Here is a 15,131-nt window from a genome sequence, read left to right as displayed (position 1 = left end):
GGTCAGCGCCGGAATCCGGCGAGGGGGTTCTCGTCGCAGGCCCGCTCCGGCGGGCGGCGCATCCCGATGGTGACCGGGATCGGGCGCCGCCGGTGGGAGTGGTCCAGCGACGGCTTCGGGACGCTCCCCGCCGCAACCCCGGCCAACGCGAGCTCGCCGTGGCCGCGTACGCACTCCGGGTCCGGGCCGTCCAGCGGCAGGCCGGTGAAGAACTTCGCCGCCATGCAGCCGCCGCGGCAGGCGTCGAACGCCGAACACGAGGTGCAGGCGCCGCCGCTCTGCGGGCTCCGCAACGACGTGAACAGCTCGGATTCCCGCCACACACTGGTGAATCCGCCACCGCCGCGGACATTGCCGGCGAGGAAGGTGTCGTGGATGGCGAACGGGCACGCGTAGACGTCGCCGACCGGGTCGACCAGGCACACCACCCGCCCGGCGCCGCACAGGTTCAGCCCGGGCAGCCCGCCGTCGCCGTAGCCGGCGAGGTGGAAGAACGAGTCGCCGGTCAGCACGTTCTCGCCGTGGGCGACCAGCCAGTCGTAGAGTTCGCGCTGCTGGGCGGCGGTGGGGTGCAGCTCGTCCCAGGTGTCGGCGCCGCGGCCGGACGGGCGCAGGCGGGTGATCCGCAGCTGGGCGCCGTAGCGGTCGGCGATGGCCTGGAACGCGTCGAGCTGGCCGACGTTGTGGCGGGTCATCACCACGGAGATCTTGAAGTTCTCGAAGCCGGCGTCGGCGAGGTTGCCCATCGCGCGGATCGCGGTGGCGTAGGAGCCGGGGCCGCGGACGTGGTCGTTGACCTCGGCGGTGGCGCCGTCGAGGGAGATCTGGACGTCGACGTAGTCGCTGCCGGCCAGGCGCCGCGCCACGTGGGGGGTGATCTTGATGCCGTTGGTGGAGAACTTGACCCCGACGTGGTGCTCGGTGGCGTAGTCGACGAGCTCCCAGAAGTCGGGGCGGACGGTGGGTTCGCCGCCGCCGATGTTGACGTAGAAGACCTGCATGCGCTCGAACTCGTCGATCAGCGCCTTGCACTCGGCGGTGCTGAGCTCGCGCGGGTCCCGCCGTCCGGAGGAGGACAGGCAGTGCACGCAGGAAAGGTTGCAGGCGTAGGTCAGTTCCCAGGTGAGGCAGATGGGCGCGTCGAGCCCGTACTGGAATTCGTCCACAAGGGACATCAGAGACTCCTCGGCTGGATCATCCGCGACTCGGCCAGTGCGGCCAGCGCGGCGCGGTAACGCGGCAGCTCGGGCCGGCCCACCCCGGCGCCCGCGCAGGCGGCGCGGGCGCTGGGGTGGTCGGCCAGGGACCGGACGACGGTCAGCAGCGCCGGGTTCTTCAGGAACGACAGGCGACGCGTGCCGAAGTGGTACAGCAGCGCCCCGAACCGCTCGGGCCGGATCGACACCCGGTCGTCCAACCGCCACGCCGTGTCCAGATCGAAGGTGCCGGTGTCAGTAGACACCGCACATCCCGTCGATCGAAACCTCCTCGACCAGCAGGTCTTCGGCCACCACGACATCCTCGGCGAGGGTGGCCTGCCCCACGGTGTTCTCATCCATCATGACTCCTTCGATACTGGGGATTCGGACATCGGCTACGGGCCGGCGCTACGCGGTGCCGGACCGGATTCCCAGCCGCGCGACCATCCGGCCCCGGGCGGGGACCGGAACGAAGCCGACCGCGGCGGTCACCGTCGCCCGGTGGCACGGGCCACAGGCGGGAACGCGGGCCGACGGCTGCGCGCCGGCCAACGGCACGAACTTGCCCGGGCGCGCCAGACCCGCGCAGTTGCTCGCCTGGTGCCCCGCGGGAGCGCACCGGCACCGGCATTCGGTATTCGTCATTTCCACTCCTCGACACTCCGGCCGATCCCGGCCCTTCGCCACTACGCGCCGGAATCGGCGGTCCGGATGAGCCCGTCCGCCTGGGCAAGGCCCGCGTCCAGCACGTCTCGTTCGGTTCTCGTCAGCTGGGCTCGCATTGCGTTTCCCGCCGCCTTGGCCAGGACGACCAGCCGTTTGGCCAGGCCCCGTGCCTGGGTCAACCGGATCCGGTTGCCCTCCAGCACGACCTGCGAGTCGTCGATCAGTGCCTGGTAGCGGTGGTTGAGATCGCCGTGGTCGTCGACGATCCTGATCGCATGGGCCAAGGCCGCCAGCTCGGCCGTGCGGACGCACCGCAGGTACGGATCACCCATCGTCACGACCCGCCGAAGACGGTGCCCGCGCTGGACCAGAACACGAAGACGATCACCAGCAGCAGGAGCGCGACCACGCACCACACCGGCAGGTCGGGATCGATCGCGAAGAACCGCCTCGCCGGCTCGCCGCCTCGCAAGCCGCCTTCGACGACGTCCCTGCACAGCGGCCCGGCGAGGTCACTCCGGAAGAACCGCCTGCCGAACTCTTCGCCGGTCCGCACGCCGCGCAGGAGGACGTCCGGCGGCCCGTGGGAGACGATCTTGCCGTTCCACAGCACGGCGACCTCGTGAGCCACTTCCCGCGCGAAGTCCAGGTCGTGCGTCGTGATCAGTACCGTGGCCCGCGCCTTCTCGTTGACCGACTTGATCGCCCTGACGATGGCGCCCGTGTAGCGGGAATCGAACGCGGTGTCGACGTCGTCGAGGACGATCAGCGGCATGCCGGACACCAACGCCTGCGCGAGGAGCACCCTGCGCCTCGCGTGCGCGGGGATCTCCTCGGGGAAGGAACCCGCGAAGGCCGCCAGGCCGAATTCCTGCATCAACGGCGCGGTGGTCGCGTGCACCTCATCGTCCGTCGCACCGGCACGACGCAGGACACAAGCGACGTTCTCGTAGACGTTCATCGAAGAGAACAGCCAGCTGTCGAACGGGTGTGACCCGCCGAGGACGGCCGCGATCCCGCCACGAGCGCTGACGAGCTCGGCCGAGGTCAGCGACCAGACGTCACGTCCGTCCAGCCGGACGCTGCCGCCCGTCGGCGGCAGCAGGCCCACGAGGTGACGCAGGAGAGTCGTCTTGCCGCACCCCGACTGTCCGAGGATCACCGTGACCTGCCCGTCCGGCACCGACAGCCGAAGCCGGTGCAGCACCGGTTCGTCGCCGAGAACCGTCGTCACGCCGTCGAATTCGATCTTCGAGGCGCCGGGGGCACTCTCCATGCGTTCACCTCCTCACAGCCGGCTACACCGCGAACTTCATGGCGCAGAAGGTCAGTCGAGGGTCTCCACCTTCAACCGGCCGTCCGCGTGGTCCCCGCGGAGCACCTTCTTGTCGAACTTCCCCACGCTGGTGCGGGGGATCTCCTCGACGAAGGTCCACCGCTCGGGCAGCCACCACCGCGGCAGCTTGTCCGACAACCAGGATCGGAGTTCCCCCGGCGAGACGGTCGCTCCCTCGCGAAGGACGACGGCCGCCAGCGGACGTTCCTGCCAGCGCTCGTCCGGTGCGGCGATGACCGCCGCCTCGAACACGTCGGGGTGCCCCGCCAGGGCCGACTCGAGCTCGACCGACGAGATCCACTCACCGCCGGACTTGATGACGTCCTTCATCCGGTCGGTCAGCGTCAGGAAGCCCTCGGCGCTGATGTGCCCGACGTCGCCCGTGCGCAGCCATCCGTCGTGGAAGCGCGCGTCGTCGTCGACCTGGTAGTACGAACCGGTCACCCACGGCCCCCGCACCTCCAGCTCGCCGACGGCCTGCCCGTCCCGCGGCTGAGGCGTGCCGTCGTCGCCGACGATCCGCATCTCGACACCGCAGACCGGGCGTCCCTGCGTCGCCCGCATCCGCCACGCGTCGGCTGGGCCGGCGGTGACCGCCGGGCGGGCCACCGATGCCATCGGGGAGGTCTCGGTCATGCCCCACGCCTGCAGGATGGTCACGCCGAGCCGGTTCTCGAAGGCCTCCATGAGAGCGCGCGGCACGGCGGACCCGCCGCAGACGACCAGCCTCAACGACGAGAAGTCCAGGCCGGAGTCCTTCTCCGTGTGCAGGAGCACGTCGTTCCAGATCGTCGGGACCGCGCCGGCCACGGTGGGCCGTTCCGTGTGGACCATCCTGGCCAGCGGGGCCGCCTGCATGAACCGGTCCGGCATCAGCAGTTCCGCCCCGGCCATCAAGGCCGCGTACGGCAGGCCCCACGCGTTGGCGTGGAACATCGGCACGATCGGCAGGATCCGGTCCTGCTCGGCGATGCCCAGTCCGTTGCCCGTGCAGGCGGCCACCGAGTGCAGGTACAGCGAACGGTGGCTGTACACCACACCCTTCGGATCGCCCGTCGTGCCACTGGTGTAGCACATCGCTGCCCCGGCGTCCTCGTCCGCGTCGGTCCACGCGAACTCCGGTGACTCCGCGCCGAGGACGTCTTCGTAGCGGAGCACCGCCTTGCCGCTGCCCTCCAGCGGTGCCAGGTCACCGTCGTCGCCGGTGACCAGCACGACCTTGACCGTATCGAGCCCGGGCAGGACGCGGGCCAGCAGCGGCACGAGCGACGAGTCGACGATGACGACCTTGTCCTCGGCGTGCCCGGCGATGAAGCGGATCTGCTCGGCGGACAACCGGATGTTGAGCGTGTGCAGCACCGCGCCCATGGCAGGCACCGCGGCGTACGCCTCCAGGTGCTCCTGGTTGTTCCACTGGAACGTCGCCACCCGGTCGTCGCCGGCGATCCCGAGGCGGCGCAACGCGTTGGCGAGCTGACCGCACCGCCGGCCCACCTGCTCGTAGCTCGACCGGCGGAACCCGTCACCCGTCGCGGTGATCACCCGCCGGTCGCCGTGGACCTCCGCGCCGTGCCGCAGGATCGACGCGACCGTGAGCGGCGTGCCCTGCATGGTGCTGCGCATTACTTGACCTCCGTCACGCCGACGACGTCGTCATCGGAACTCTGTCCGCCGCTCACGCCTTCAGCAGGTCGTCACGGCCGTCACGCTCGAGCAACGACTCGTAGGCGGGAAACAGCGACTTCGCCGCCGGCACGAGCTTCAGGATCTTCGAGACCGGACCCTTCGCTCGGACCTGCCCCTTGGCCATCGCGACGGACAGGTTCACCTTGCCCAGCCAGAACCGGTTGCCGGTGTCGGCCGTCATGAACAGTTCGACGTGCGGCGTCAGGTCGCTCGGGCCCGTGTGCACCTCACCGGAGGGGAAGTCGACCGTCAGGACCGAGTCGGGGTCGGTGTAGGTGATCTGGAGGACGACGCCGGAGCCCTTCAGCTTCGGCCCCACCTCCGGGTCGGCCAGACCGTTCTCGAAGACACCGCCGATGTACTTGTAGACCTCGGAGTCGTCCTTGAACGCACCCATTTTGCACTCCTCGCTGAGTTTCTTGCGGAAAACTGTGGAATGTGGACGGACGGCGGTTTCAGTCCATCCCGATCCAGACCGACTTCATCTGCGTGTACCCCAGCAGCGACTCCTCGCCGAGGTCACGGCCGTAGCCCGAGGACTTGTAGCCACCGAAGGGAGCCGCCGGGTCGATCATGTTGTACATGTTCACCCAGACCGTGCCCGCCTCCAGATCACGCGCGACGCGGTGAGCTCGCTTCAGGTCGTTGGTCCACACGCCCGCGGCGAGTCCGTAGACGCTGGAGTTGGCGCGGCGCACCGCCTCGTCCTCGTCGTCGAACTTCAGGACCGAGAGCACCGGGCCGAAGATCTCGTCAGCGGCGATGGACATCTCGTCCCGCACGTCGGTGAAGATCGTCGGCTCGAGGAAGTGCCCACCGGCCAGCGCGCCTCCGGGCCGTTCGCCGCCGCACACCAGAGTCGCGCCGTCGCGGACACCCGCGCCGACGAAGCCTTCCACCCGATCCAGCTGCCGCGCCGAGATCAACGGACCCATCTGGGTGTCGTCGTCCAGGCCGTGGCCCAGCTGGATTCCCCGCGCCTCCGCGGCGAGGGCGGCCACGACCTCGTCGTGGATGTCGCGGTGGACGAACAACCTCGAGCCCGCACAGCACACCTGACCCTGGTTCAGGAAGATGGCGTTGAGGGCACCCTGCGCCGCCGCCTCGACATCGGCGTCCGGGAAGACGATGTTCGCGGACTTCCCGCCCAGCTCGAGCGTGAGCTTCTTCAGGCTCCCGGCGCTGGCGGTCACGATCCGCCGCCCGGTCTCGGTCGACCCGGTGAACGAGATCTTCGCGACGCCCGGGTGGTCGATGAGGGCCTGGCCGGCTTCCGGTCCCAGACCCGTCACCAAGTTCAGCACGCCCGGAGGCAGCCCCGCTTCGAGTGCGACCTCGGTCAGCCGCAGTGCGCTCAACGACGTGAACTCGGAAGGCTTGAGCACCGCGGTGTTCCCCGCGGCGAGCGCCGGTGCCACCTTCCACGACGCGATCATCAACGGGAAGTTCCACGGCACGATCGCGCCGACCACGCCGAGCGGCTCACGCTGGGTGTAGACCAGGGCCTCGCCCACCGCGGGCGACACCGGCAGTGTCTGACCGCCGAGCTTCGTGGTCCACCCGCCGAAGTACCGCCAGATCTGCGCGGAGAGGCTGACGTCGAGGTAGGTCGACTCGGTGAGCGGCTTCCCGTTGTCCAGCGTCTCGAGGGTGGCCAGCTCCTCGGCGTACTCGTCGATCGCGTCGGCGACGTCCAGCAGCACGCGGCCGCGCGCAGCCGGGCTGAGGCGCCGCCAACCGGCGAAGGCTTTGTGCGCGGCCTCGACGGCGCGGTCCACGTCCGTCTTGCCGCCGGCCGCGATGTTGGCCAGCAGTGCGCCCGTGGCGGGGTCCGTGGTCGGGATCGTGCCCCCTCCGGCCGCCGTCGTCTTCTCGGCACCGATGACGATGCTCGCGGCCGCGTTCTCCAGGAAGGGACGCACCGCCGGCGGAATCTCGACTGACACCATCGTCATCAGCGAACGCCTTTCTGACTGGGTTCTTCACGAAGCAACTTTTGTTCCCACCTCGGGTCTCAATCCACCGCGACCGGGTCGACCAGCTCTGCCAGCCGCCGGACGGCGCGGTGCTGCAGTGCGCGCACGGCGCTGCTCTTCCGCTGCATGACCTGCGCGGTTTCCGACACGGACAGACCGTCGAAGAACCGCAGCCGCAGGCAGATCCGCTGGTCCTCACTCAACTCGAACATCTGCCGGGCGATTTCGTCCCGGCAGGGCTGCGCGAAGACGCTGAACTCCGGAATCACGACGGCCTGCTCCTGCTCGGAAAACTCCGAGACCATCACCTCGTGCCGGAAGCGTCCCGACTTCACGTGGTCCAGAATGAGGTTCCTGGCGATCGTCAGCAGCCAAGCCCGGACGCTGGACCCGAAGTACCGCACCGTGCCGATGCTGCGAAGCGCACGGAGGAACGTTTCGCTGGTCACGTCTTCGGCAGCGTGTTCGTCGCGCAGCCGTCCTCGCGCGAAGCGGTACACGTCCACCGAGTAGCGGCTGTACAGCAGGCCGAACGCCCGGTGATCACCCTCTTGCGAGGCACGGACCAGAGACCATGGATCCGTTTCGGAACGCGCCAAGGAGGCCTGGCCGTGCCCTCTGGCCTCGTCCACACGTTCGCAGTCAATCGTCGCCGTTGACGTCATCCGGAACTCCTTTGTGACCCGCTCGCCGCCGACACCGGTCCGAAGCGCGCAGTGTCGCGGCTAGTTCTTTTCGAAGTTCTTCACGTACTCCGTGTCCTCGATCGGGCGGTCGACCTTGGTGGACCCGCCCGGGCTGCCGAGTACGTCGAACGCCGACTTCGCCGATTCCTGGAACGGCCGCCAGCGGTCGTCGACGTGCTGGGCCGGCTTGATGGCCTCGACCGGGCAGACCGGTTCGCACGCCGCGCAGTCGATGCACTCGGAGGGGTGAATGTAGAGCATGCGCTCGCCCTCGTAGATGCAGTCGACCGGGCATTCCTCGATGCAGGTCATGTCTTTCACGTCCACGCACGGTTCTCCGATGACGAAAGCCATCAGTTCCACCTCCTCGGGGTCGTTCGATAGGTGTCGGTGTGCTTCAGGCGCCGACTTGGGCGGGAATCGTCAAGTCACTCGAGTGCCCCGGCGCGAGCCCGGCCTGCGGGTCGAGCGCCACGGCCGCGTTGTTGACCGCGGTCGCCACTTCGCCGAAGCCGACGGCGATGAGCTTGACCTTGCCGTCGAAGGTCGCGGCGTCGCCGGCCGCGAAGACCTCGGGCAGGTTGGTCCGCATCCTGCTGTCGACCCGGATCGCGCGGCCCTCGAGTTCGAGCCCCCAATCCTTGATCGGGCCGAGGTCCATCAGGAACCCGAGCGCGGCGACGACGACCTGCGCCTTGGTCTCGCGGACCTCGGCTTCACCGGCCACCTTGATGGCGACGCTCTCCACCCGGTCCTGCCCACGCAGTTCGGTCACGTTCGCGTCGACCAGCACGGTGCAGGCGGACTCGTGGAGCAACTGGACCGAGTGCTCGTGCGCGCGGAACTGCCGTCGGCGGTGCACAAGTGTCGTCGACCGCGCACGCGGCAACGCCGCCAGCGCCCAGTCGACCGCGGAGTCCCCGCCGCCGACCACCACGACGTCCTTACCGTCGAGCACGTCCAGCCGCGGGACGAAGTAGCACAGGCCTCGGCCGAGGAAGTCCTCGCCTGCCGGGATGGGCCGCGGGGTGACCGCCCCGACGCCGGAGGTGATCACGACCGCGCGTGCGTCGACCACCACGCCGGCCGACGTCGTGGCCCGCCACCCGCCGTCACGGCGCTCGAGCCGCAGTACCTGCTGCGAAAGCAGGTACTGCGGGGTGAACGGCGCGGCCTGCCGGACGAGATTGCCGATCAGCTCCTGCCCCGGCACGCCCGGCAGACCGGCGATGTCGTAGATCTTCTTCTCGGGGTAGATCGCCTGGACCTGGCCGCCGACCTCGGGAAGGGCGTCGACCACCGCCATGCTCAGGCCGCGGAATCCTGCGTAGTACGCGCCGAAGAGACCCACCGGCCCGGCGCCGATGAAGAGCAGGTCGACGTTCGTGTTCGCTTCTTGCGCAGAGGTGTCCTGCAGCATGCCGGTGCTTCCTTGGGTTCGAGGTCGGCGTCGACCTGGTTACCGGTGAGAACTCGACGGGTCAGGAGCCGACGGCCGTCAGCGCCTGCTCGACCGCCGCTTCGTCTTCCGCGGCGAACTTGTCCTCGAGCTGCATCGGGGAGTAGTCCTCGTCGATTTCCTCGACCCGGCAGCCCCGCGCGCTCTCGATCGACTCGAGCCTGCGGTTGACCTTGTCCAGCGCGTAGTCGGTCATCTCGTCGATGTTGATGCCGAACGGCGTGTTGTCCCCGAAAGCGTCGAACAGCCCGACGATCAGCTGCAGCGCCGGCTGGAGCAGCTCCTGCATCCGCTCGTCGACGACGTCCCAGTTGCGGTCGTCGGCGGCGACGTGGCGCCGGCAGGTGAAGGTGCCCCACGCCATGTGACGCCGCTCGTCGTCGCCGATGTACTTCACGACCTGCTGCATGCCCGGCAGGATGTTGCGGCTCTTGCACACCTTGGCCCACGCGAAGTAGCCGGTGAGGGCGAGACAACCTTCGACCACGTGGTTGTAGGTCACGGACGCGCGGATCTGGGCGGCCGGAGACGGGTCCGTCGTCAGCGCGTACAGCGATTTCGGCAGCTCTTCGGTGAAGATCTTCGTGTACGCCCCGCTGTACTCGACGAATTCGTGGAGGTCGGTGCCGAGACCGACCGCGTCGAACCACAGGCGGAACGCCTGCATGTGCTTGGCCTCTTCGAAGGTGAACTGCGTCAAATAGGCCTCGTCGGCAAGCCGGCCTTCGACGGCCATCGCCGTCGTGAAGGGCTGCAGGTCCTGGGTCACGGACTCCTCGCCGGCCATGAACTGGGCGGCCAGGATCGACGTGAGCCGCTTCTCGTCGGGGCTCATCGCCGCGAAGTCCTTGGCGTCCTGGGAGAAGTCGATGTCTTCGGGGTTCCAGAACTTCTTGTTCCCCTTGCGGAACAAGCGCATCGGGAACGACTCCATGCGGAGACCGCCCTCGCTCAGACTGCCGAAGCCCGTGCGCTTGCCGTGCTCGATGTTGCGTTCGATAGCCATGAAACTGTCCTAATCAGTTCTGGGAGTGAGCCATCCGGCAGACTCCTGGTCGGTAGCCGGCCGGCAGGTGAGCACTCGACAGTCCTGGACGCGTGAGTCCTGATGAGAGACCGTGCCCCTGCTGGTTGGCTGGGAGAGTTGATCGCTACTGGGATGTCGTGCCCCGCGTGTTACCGGCGGGAGCACTGTTTGATTAGGTCGCTGATGGTTCTCCCGCCGGCTGCTCAAGGGTGATCGAGATCGGGAGGATCGTTGCGGCTGTTCGTAGGAGACGACTGGGCTGAAGACCATCACGATGTGGAGGTGATGGACGGCTCCGGCCGCAGACTGGTCAAGGCCCGGCTGCCCGAAGGCGTGACGGGGATGACTCGGTTGCACACGATGATCGGTGAGCTGGCCGGAGACGACGCCGATGAGGTCGAGGTGCTGGTCGGTATCGAGACCGACCGAGGACCCTGGGTCGCGGCGCTGGTCGCTGCCGGTTACACGGTGCTGGCGGTCAACCCGTTGCAGGCGGCCAGGTTCCGCGACCGGCTGGGAGTCTCGGGCGCTAAAAGCGACGCCGGCGACGCGCACGTGCTGGCTGACATGGTGCGCACCCACGGCCACGAGTTGCGGCCGGTCGCCGGGGACTCCGCGCGGGCCGAGGCCGTCAAGGTCGTGACCCGTACCCATAAAACCCTGATCTGGGAACGGACTCGCCACACCCAGCGGTTGCGGCACGCGCTGCGGGACTACTTTCCCGCCGCGCTGGTCGCGTTCACCGACCTCGACGCCGCCGACACTCTGGAACTGCTGGCCAAAGCCCCCACCCCGGCTCAGGCCGCCCGGCTGACGATCGCGCAGATCAGCGGCGCGTTGAAGCGGGCGCGCCGCAAGAGCATCGCCGGGAAAGCGGCGGAGATCCAGGCCGCGCTGCGCGCCGAGCACCTCACCCAGCCGGATGTCGTGGCCGCTGCCCACGCCGCCTCGGTCCAGGCGCTGATCGCGGTCCTGACCGTCTTGGACGCTCAGGTCAAGACCTTGCAGGGGCAGGTCGAGGCCTATTTTGGGCAGCACCCGGCCGCTGAGATCATCGCGTCCCAGCCTGGTCTGGGGCCGATCCTCGGCGCCCGGGTGCTCGCAGAGTTCGGCGACGACCCCGACCGCTATGCCACCGCCAAGGCCCGCAAGAACTACGCCGGGACTTCTCCGATCACCCGAGCCTCGGGCAAGAAGAAGGTCGCGCTGGCCCGGTTCGTGCACAACGACCGGCTCATCGACGCCCTGCTGACCCAGGCGTTCAGCGCGCTCAGACGCTCGCCCGGCGCACGCGCCTGCTACGACCGGCACCGAGCCCGCGGCGCCGGCCACAACGCCGCTCTGCGCCAGCTCGCCAACCGCCTCGTCGGGATCCTGCATGGCTGCCTCAAAACCGGCACCCTCTACGACGAGACAACCGCCTGGTCGCATCACCCCGAGAACATCGCTGCTTGACATCTACGCTCCTGGGATGTCTCTCATCACGAATTTGAGCCGTTGCGGGCGGACCGGGTGAACTAGTAGCGAATGAGGCCGCGGATGTTCTTGCCGTTGCGCATGTCCTCGTAGCCCTGGTTGACGTCCTCCAGGGAGTACTCGGTGGTGATGAGCTCATCGAGCTTCAGCAGCCCGGCGTTGTAGAGCTCGAGCAGCCGCGGCACGTCGTGCTGGCCGTTGGACGAACCGAACAACGAACCACGGAGCTGCTTTTCGTACAGCGTCAGCTCGATGAGACTGGTCGTGATCGACGTTTCCTCGGGGTGGCCGATGGCCGTGACGACGACCCGGCCGCGCTTCCCCACGAGCGAGAGGGCGGGCGTGATGTGCGCGCCCTCGGCGACGTCCGTGGTGATCACGCACACGTCGGCCAGCTGGCCGCGGGTCAGCTCGCTGACGGTGTTCCACGCCTCGTCCATCGACGCGGCCGTGTGGGTGGCCCCGAACTCGAGAGCCTTGGTGCGCTTGAACTCGACGGGGTCGATCGCGACGATGAGCCGGGCGCCGGCGATCCGGGCACCCTGGATCGCGTTGACGCCGATCCCGCCGACGCCGACGACGACCACCGCGTCACCGGCCCGCACTTCGCCGGATCGGACCGCGCTGCCGAAACCGGTCGTCACGCCGCACCCGACGAGCGCGGCCTTGTCCAGCGGAATGCCGTCGTCGATCTTCACGACCGACGCCGCCGGCACGACGGTGTACTCGGAGAACGTGCCGAGCAGGCACATCTGGCCGACGTCTTCGCCGCGGGCGTGGAAGCGGTAGGTGTTGTCCAGCTGCGGGCCGAGCATCACGGCGGCGCCGGCGTCACAGAGGTTGCCCAGACCCCGCGCGCAGTACGAGCACCGGCCGCAGGCGGGAAGGAAGGTCATCACCACGTGGTCGCCCTCGGCGATGTCCGTGACGCCGGGGCCGACGGCCTCGACCACACCGGCGCCTTCGTGGCCGCCGACCAGGGGGTAGGGGAAGGGCAGGTCTCCGGTGACGAGGTGCTCGTCGGAGTGGCACAGCCCGCTGGCGGTCAGCTTGACCAAGACCTCGCCGTCCTTCGGTGGATCAAGGTCGATTTCCTCGACCTGCCACTTTTCGTGCTGTCCCCAAAGGACCGCAGCCTTCGTCTTCATTGACGTCAACTCCTCATAGGTGAAGGACTCGTGTCATCATCACAAGATCCGGCGCGACGCACACCGATCGCGCGAGCCATCGATGGCCCGCGCGTGCCAACCCCGCCGAACCGCGCGGACCACGCACACGGAAACGGACGCCAAAGACGTCAGAAAAAAAGAAGTACCCGGCCGGAACGGCGAGATGTGCTCAGTCGACCGGCACTTCGAGGCAGACGACCAAGCCGCCACCCGAACGCGGCCGGAACCGGATCCGGCCGTCGAGCGACTGGACGATCTGGTCGGCGATCCACAGTCCGAGGCCCGCGGTGCCACGGCGTTCGCCGACGGAAACGAACCGCTCGGTGACGATGGGCGCGAGTTCGGCCGGGAAACCCGGCCCCCGGTCGAGGATCATGACCCGGAGCTGTCCTCGTCCCAGCCGCGCGACGACCTCGACGGGCGTGCCCCGGCTGTGCCGTCCGGCGTTTTCCACGAGGTTGGTGATGACGCGTCGCAGCAGTTGTGCGTCCAGGCGGGACTGTGCACCCGGCGGCGTGACGGTGATCTGCAGCTCGGAGTCCGCCAGGCCGGCGGCGTCTCCGGCCGCGTACAAGAACTCCTTGATGTCGACGACCCTGCGACGCCCGGTGCTGAAGGTGGGCCGCCGGCTCGCGGCGACGTCGCCGAGCGCGTCCATCATCGACGAAAGGTGGCCCGCGTGGGCCGCCAGCAGCCGCAGGCTGGTCCAGCTGTCGTCGTCTTCGGCCGCCGCCGTACCGGTTCGCTCGACCAGGTTGTCGGTCAGCGCCTTGAGAGAGGCGATGGGAGTGCGGAACTCGTGCAGAATGACGTGCAAGCCGGTTTCCTGGGCCTCGTAGGACTTCAGGAGGCGGGCACGCAGGTCCCGTTCCTCTTCCGCCGCCGCCCGTTCCGCGATCGCCTGTGCCCGGGCGGCGCTGTGTGCTCGTGTCGCCCGTTCGGTCAACAGCGCGAAGCCGCCTGTCAGGGCTGCGGTGAACACCAGGTAGACCGGCCACCACAACCCGGACTGCATGCGGATCGCCGACGACGTCTGATCGGCGTCCATCAGCATCGCGACCAGGAAGTAGGCGCCACCGAGGGCCATCGACACGGCCACAGTGGCCACGAAGGACAGTCGCATCGCCGCGGCCGCGATGACCAGGAACAGCAGCGACACCGCGACGCTGCTCGCACCTCCGGTGAACGTGATGACGGCCAGCGACAGGACCGAGTCCAGGCCGGTCACCACCGAAGCGGACCGGATGCTGCGTAACTCGATCGAGGGATCCCAGAAGACGATGAGCGCGTAGATGCTGCCGACAGCCAGCCACACCAACCCGATCGCGAGGTGGTGCCGCACGGAGTCCGGCCCGAGCGCGAGCAGCAGCCCGACGGACATCACGACGCCGATCCGGACGCTGGCGGGCACCCGTTCCACGATCCGGATGTCCTTTTCCCGGAACGTATCCGTCTGGAGGATCGTGCTCGACCGCACGGAACGCCACCACGGTACGGTCGACATCGGTGCCTCCACGATGCTGCCGCCAGCGCCTCTGCCGGTGGCCTCGTATAGTGATTTTGTCATCTTCCGACGAGGAGAGCCATGCAAGACCACAAACTCGTTCTGGTGCTTGTCGATGACCACGACCTGTTCACCCAGGGCCTAGCTCTGCTGCTCAAGGCGAAAGCCGGCGACCGGTTCGAGATCGGTGGTACGACGAACCGCGCGGAGGAAGCAGCCTCGCTCGTCGGCTCGTGCGGCGCCGACATCGCGATGGTCGATCTCGCCATGCCGCCTGTCAACGGGATTCCGGCGATCCGCCACATCAAGTCCCGCCATCCCGATACGAAAGTCGTCGCGCTGTCAGGCACGTCGGACCTGAAGCTCGCCGAAGAAGCTCTGAGGGCCGGCGCCGACGGATTCCTGCCGAAGTCGGCTGATCCGGATGTGCTGGTCGCTCCCCTGCTGTCCGTGGCCGCCGGCTTCCGAGTGGTCGAGGACACCTTGTTCACCGCGTTGCTCGACGCGGTGCGGCACCCGCCGGAGGAGATCTTCGGTCAGCTGGCGGTGGAAGAGATTCGCCTGTGGGTACTGCTGTCCCGCGGCTTGGAGACCGCAGAAATCGCCGAACGCATGCTGGTTTCCGAGCGGACCGCGAAGCGCCTGGTCGCCTCGCTCCTGAACAAGCTGGGGGCTCCGAACCGGATCGTCGCCGCCGGCATGGCCGGTCACTACGGCTTGCTTGGTAAGCAGGCGCCGAGCCCGGGCTGACAAGGCTCGGCGCCCGCCGGCTAGAAGAACGCGGCAACCGACACGACGACGAAGACGGCCGCGACCACGTAGGCGCTGACGGCGCCTCGGCGGACGACTTTCGCGCGCCGCTCGCGCTCGGCCATCGGCAAGTTCGCCGGAACGAGCTCCACTGAGCGCCTGCTGCCCCACCGTCCCAAAAGGACAAGCAGAACCGC

Annotated in this window: 18 protein-coding genes; 2 read left to right on the top strand and 16 right to left on the bottom strand. The window is 68.4% G+C overall.

Features of this window, described 5'->3' with window-relative positions:
- Positions 1 to 2: 2 nt before the first annotated feature.
- The 13 genes from mftC to QRX60_RS23380 form a co-directional block, all read right to left on the bottom strand.
- Positions 3 to 1,175, bottom strand: a complete 1,173-nt coding sequence (mftC, locus tag QRX60_RS23440; protein WP_286002916.1) for a mycofactocin radical SAM maturase — start codon at positions 1,173 to 1,175, stop codon at positions 3 to 5.
- Positions 1,175 to 1,462 (bottom strand): mycofactocin biosynthesis chaperone MftB, encoded by a 288-nt coding sequence (gene mftB / locus QRX60_RS23435; protein WP_286002915.1) that lies wholly within the window; start codon positions 1,460 to 1,462, stop codon positions 1,175 to 1,177. The genes mftC and mftB overlap by 1 nt, the downstream gene beginning before the upstream one ends.
- Positions 1,452 to 1,559, bottom strand: coding sequence for a mycofactocin precursor MftA (mftA, locus tag QRX60_RS23430; RefSeq protein ID WP_183127956.1), 108 nt, complete (start codon positions 1,557 to 1,559; stop codon positions 1,452 to 1,454). The genes mftB and mftA overlap by 11 nt, the downstream gene beginning before the upstream one ends.
- Positions 1,560 to 1,607: 48 nt before the next feature.
- On the bottom strand, positions 1,608 to 1,844 hold the full coding sequence (locus tag QRX60_RS23425) for a hypothetical protein (RefSeq protein ID WP_286002913.1): 237 nt from the start codon (positions 1,842 to 1,844) through the stop codon (positions 1,608 to 1,610).
- Between the two features lie 41 nt (positions 1,845 to 1,885).
- Positions 1,886 to 2,197: a hypothetical protein gene (locus tag QRX60_RS23420; RefSeq protein ID WP_286002912.1), complete on the bottom strand. Its 312-nt coding sequence runs from the start codon at positions 2,195 to 2,197 to the stop codon at positions 1,886 to 1,888.
- 2 nt (positions 2,198 to 2,199) lie between these two features.
- Complete coding sequence (locus tag QRX60_RS23415; protein ID WP_286002911.1) at positions 2,200 to 3,141, bottom strand: ATP-binding cassette domain-containing protein; 942 nt, start codon at positions 3,139 to 3,141, stop codon at positions 2,200 to 2,202.
- Positions 3,142 to 3,192: 51 nt separating this feature from the next.
- The gene (locus QRX60_RS23410) at positions 3,193 to 4,824 is read right to left on the bottom strand and encodes a long-chain fatty acid--CoA ligase (protein ID WP_286002910.1); all 1,632 of its coding nucleotides are present in this window, start codon (positions 4,822 to 4,824) and stop codon (positions 3,193 to 3,195) included.
- Positions 4,825 to 4,876: 52 nt separating this feature from the next.
- Positions 4,877 to 5,284 carry an SCP2 sterol-binding domain-containing protein gene (locus QRX60_RS23405; RefSeq protein WP_286002909.1) on the bottom strand — a complete coding sequence of 136 codons (408 nt, stop codon included), beginning with the start codon at positions 5,282 to 5,284 and terminating at the stop codon, positions 4,877 to 4,879.
- 58 nt (positions 5,285 to 5,342) lie between these two features.
- Positions 5,343 to 6,842 carry an aldehyde dehydrogenase family protein gene (locus QRX60_RS23400; protein ID WP_286002908.1) on the bottom strand — a complete coding sequence of 500 codons (1,500 nt, stop codon included), beginning with the start codon at positions 6,840 to 6,842 and terminating at the stop codon, positions 5,343 to 5,345.
- Between the two features lie 59 nt (positions 6,843 to 6,901).
- The gene (locus QRX60_RS23395) at positions 6,902 to 7,528 is read right to left on the bottom strand and encodes an RNA polymerase sigma factor (protein WP_286002907.1); all 627 of its coding nucleotides are present in this window, start codon (positions 7,526 to 7,528) and stop codon (positions 6,902 to 6,904) included.
- A gap of 60 nt (positions 7,529 to 7,588) precedes the next feature.
- The gene (fdxA, locus tag QRX60_RS23390) at positions 7,589 to 7,903 is read right to left on the bottom strand and encodes a ferredoxin (protein ID WP_286002906.1); all 315 of its coding nucleotides are present in this window, start codon (positions 7,901 to 7,903) and stop codon (positions 7,589 to 7,591) included.
- Between the two features lie 43 nt (positions 7,904 to 7,946).
- Positions 7,947 to 8,969: an NAD(P)/FAD-dependent oxidoreductase gene (locus QRX60_RS23385; RefSeq protein WP_286002905.1), complete on the bottom strand. Its 1,023-nt coding sequence runs from the start codon at positions 8,967 to 8,969 to the stop codon at positions 7,947 to 7,949.
- Positions 8,970 to 9,030: 61 nt separating this feature from the next.
- The gene (locus tag QRX60_RS23380; RefSeq protein WP_286002904.1) at positions 9,031 to 10,014 is read right to left on the bottom strand and encodes a R2-like ligand-binding oxidase; all 984 of its coding nucleotides are present in this window, start codon (positions 10,012 to 10,014) and stop codon (positions 9,031 to 9,033) included.
- Positions 10,015 to 10,272: 258 nt separating this feature from the next.
- Here QRX60_RS23380 and QRX60_RS23375 point away from each other — a divergent pair, with 258 nt between their 5' ends.
- Positions 10,273 to 11,490, top strand: a complete 1,218-nt coding sequence (locus QRX60_RS23375) for an IS110 family RNA-guided transposase (RefSeq protein WP_286003676.1) — start codon at positions 10,273 to 10,275, stop codon at positions 11,488 to 11,490.
- 62 nt (positions 11,491 to 11,552) lie between these two features.
- Here QRX60_RS23375 and QRX60_RS23370 read toward each other — a convergent pair whose 3' ends face one another.
- Positions 11,553 to 12,659 (bottom strand): NDMA-dependent alcohol dehydrogenase, encoded by a 1,107-nt coding sequence (locus QRX60_RS23370; RefSeq protein WP_286002903.1) that lies wholly within the window; start codon positions 12,657 to 12,659, stop codon positions 11,553 to 11,555.
- Positions 12,660 to 12,849: 190 nt separating this feature from the next.
- Positions 12,850 to 14,307: a sensor histidine kinase gene (locus QRX60_RS23365; RefSeq protein ID WP_286002902.1), complete on the bottom strand. Its 1,458-nt coding sequence runs from the start codon at positions 14,305 to 14,307 to the stop codon at positions 12,850 to 12,852.
- On the opposite strand from QRX60_RS23365, the gene QRX60_RS23360 reads away from it, so the two are divergent.
- Positions 14,290 to 14,934 (top strand): response regulator transcription factor, encoded by a 645-nt coding sequence (locus QRX60_RS23360; protein ID WP_332845839.1) that lies wholly within the window; start codon positions 14,290 to 14,292, stop codon positions 14,932 to 14,934. The two genes, QRX60_RS23365 and QRX60_RS23360, sit on opposite strands and share 18 nt — an antisense overlap.
- A 20-nt stretch (positions 14,935 to 14,954) precedes the next feature.
- Here the strand turns inward: QRX60_RS23360 and QRX60_RS23355 are convergent, their stop codons facing one another.
- Entirely contained in the window at positions 14,955 to 15,086 is a 132-nt protein-coding gene (locus QRX60_RS23355) for a hypothetical protein (RefSeq protein ID WP_286002900.1), read from the bottom strand.
- Positions 15,087 to 15,131: the final 45 nt, after the last annotated feature.

This window comes from Amycolatopsis mongoliensis (genome assembly GCF_030285665.1).
Classification (GTDB): domain Bacteria; phylum Actinomycetota; class Actinomycetes; order Mycobacteriales; family Pseudonocardiaceae; genus Amycolatopsis; species Amycolatopsis mongoliensis.
This window is presented reverse-complemented; position numbering and strand designations above follow the sequence as displayed.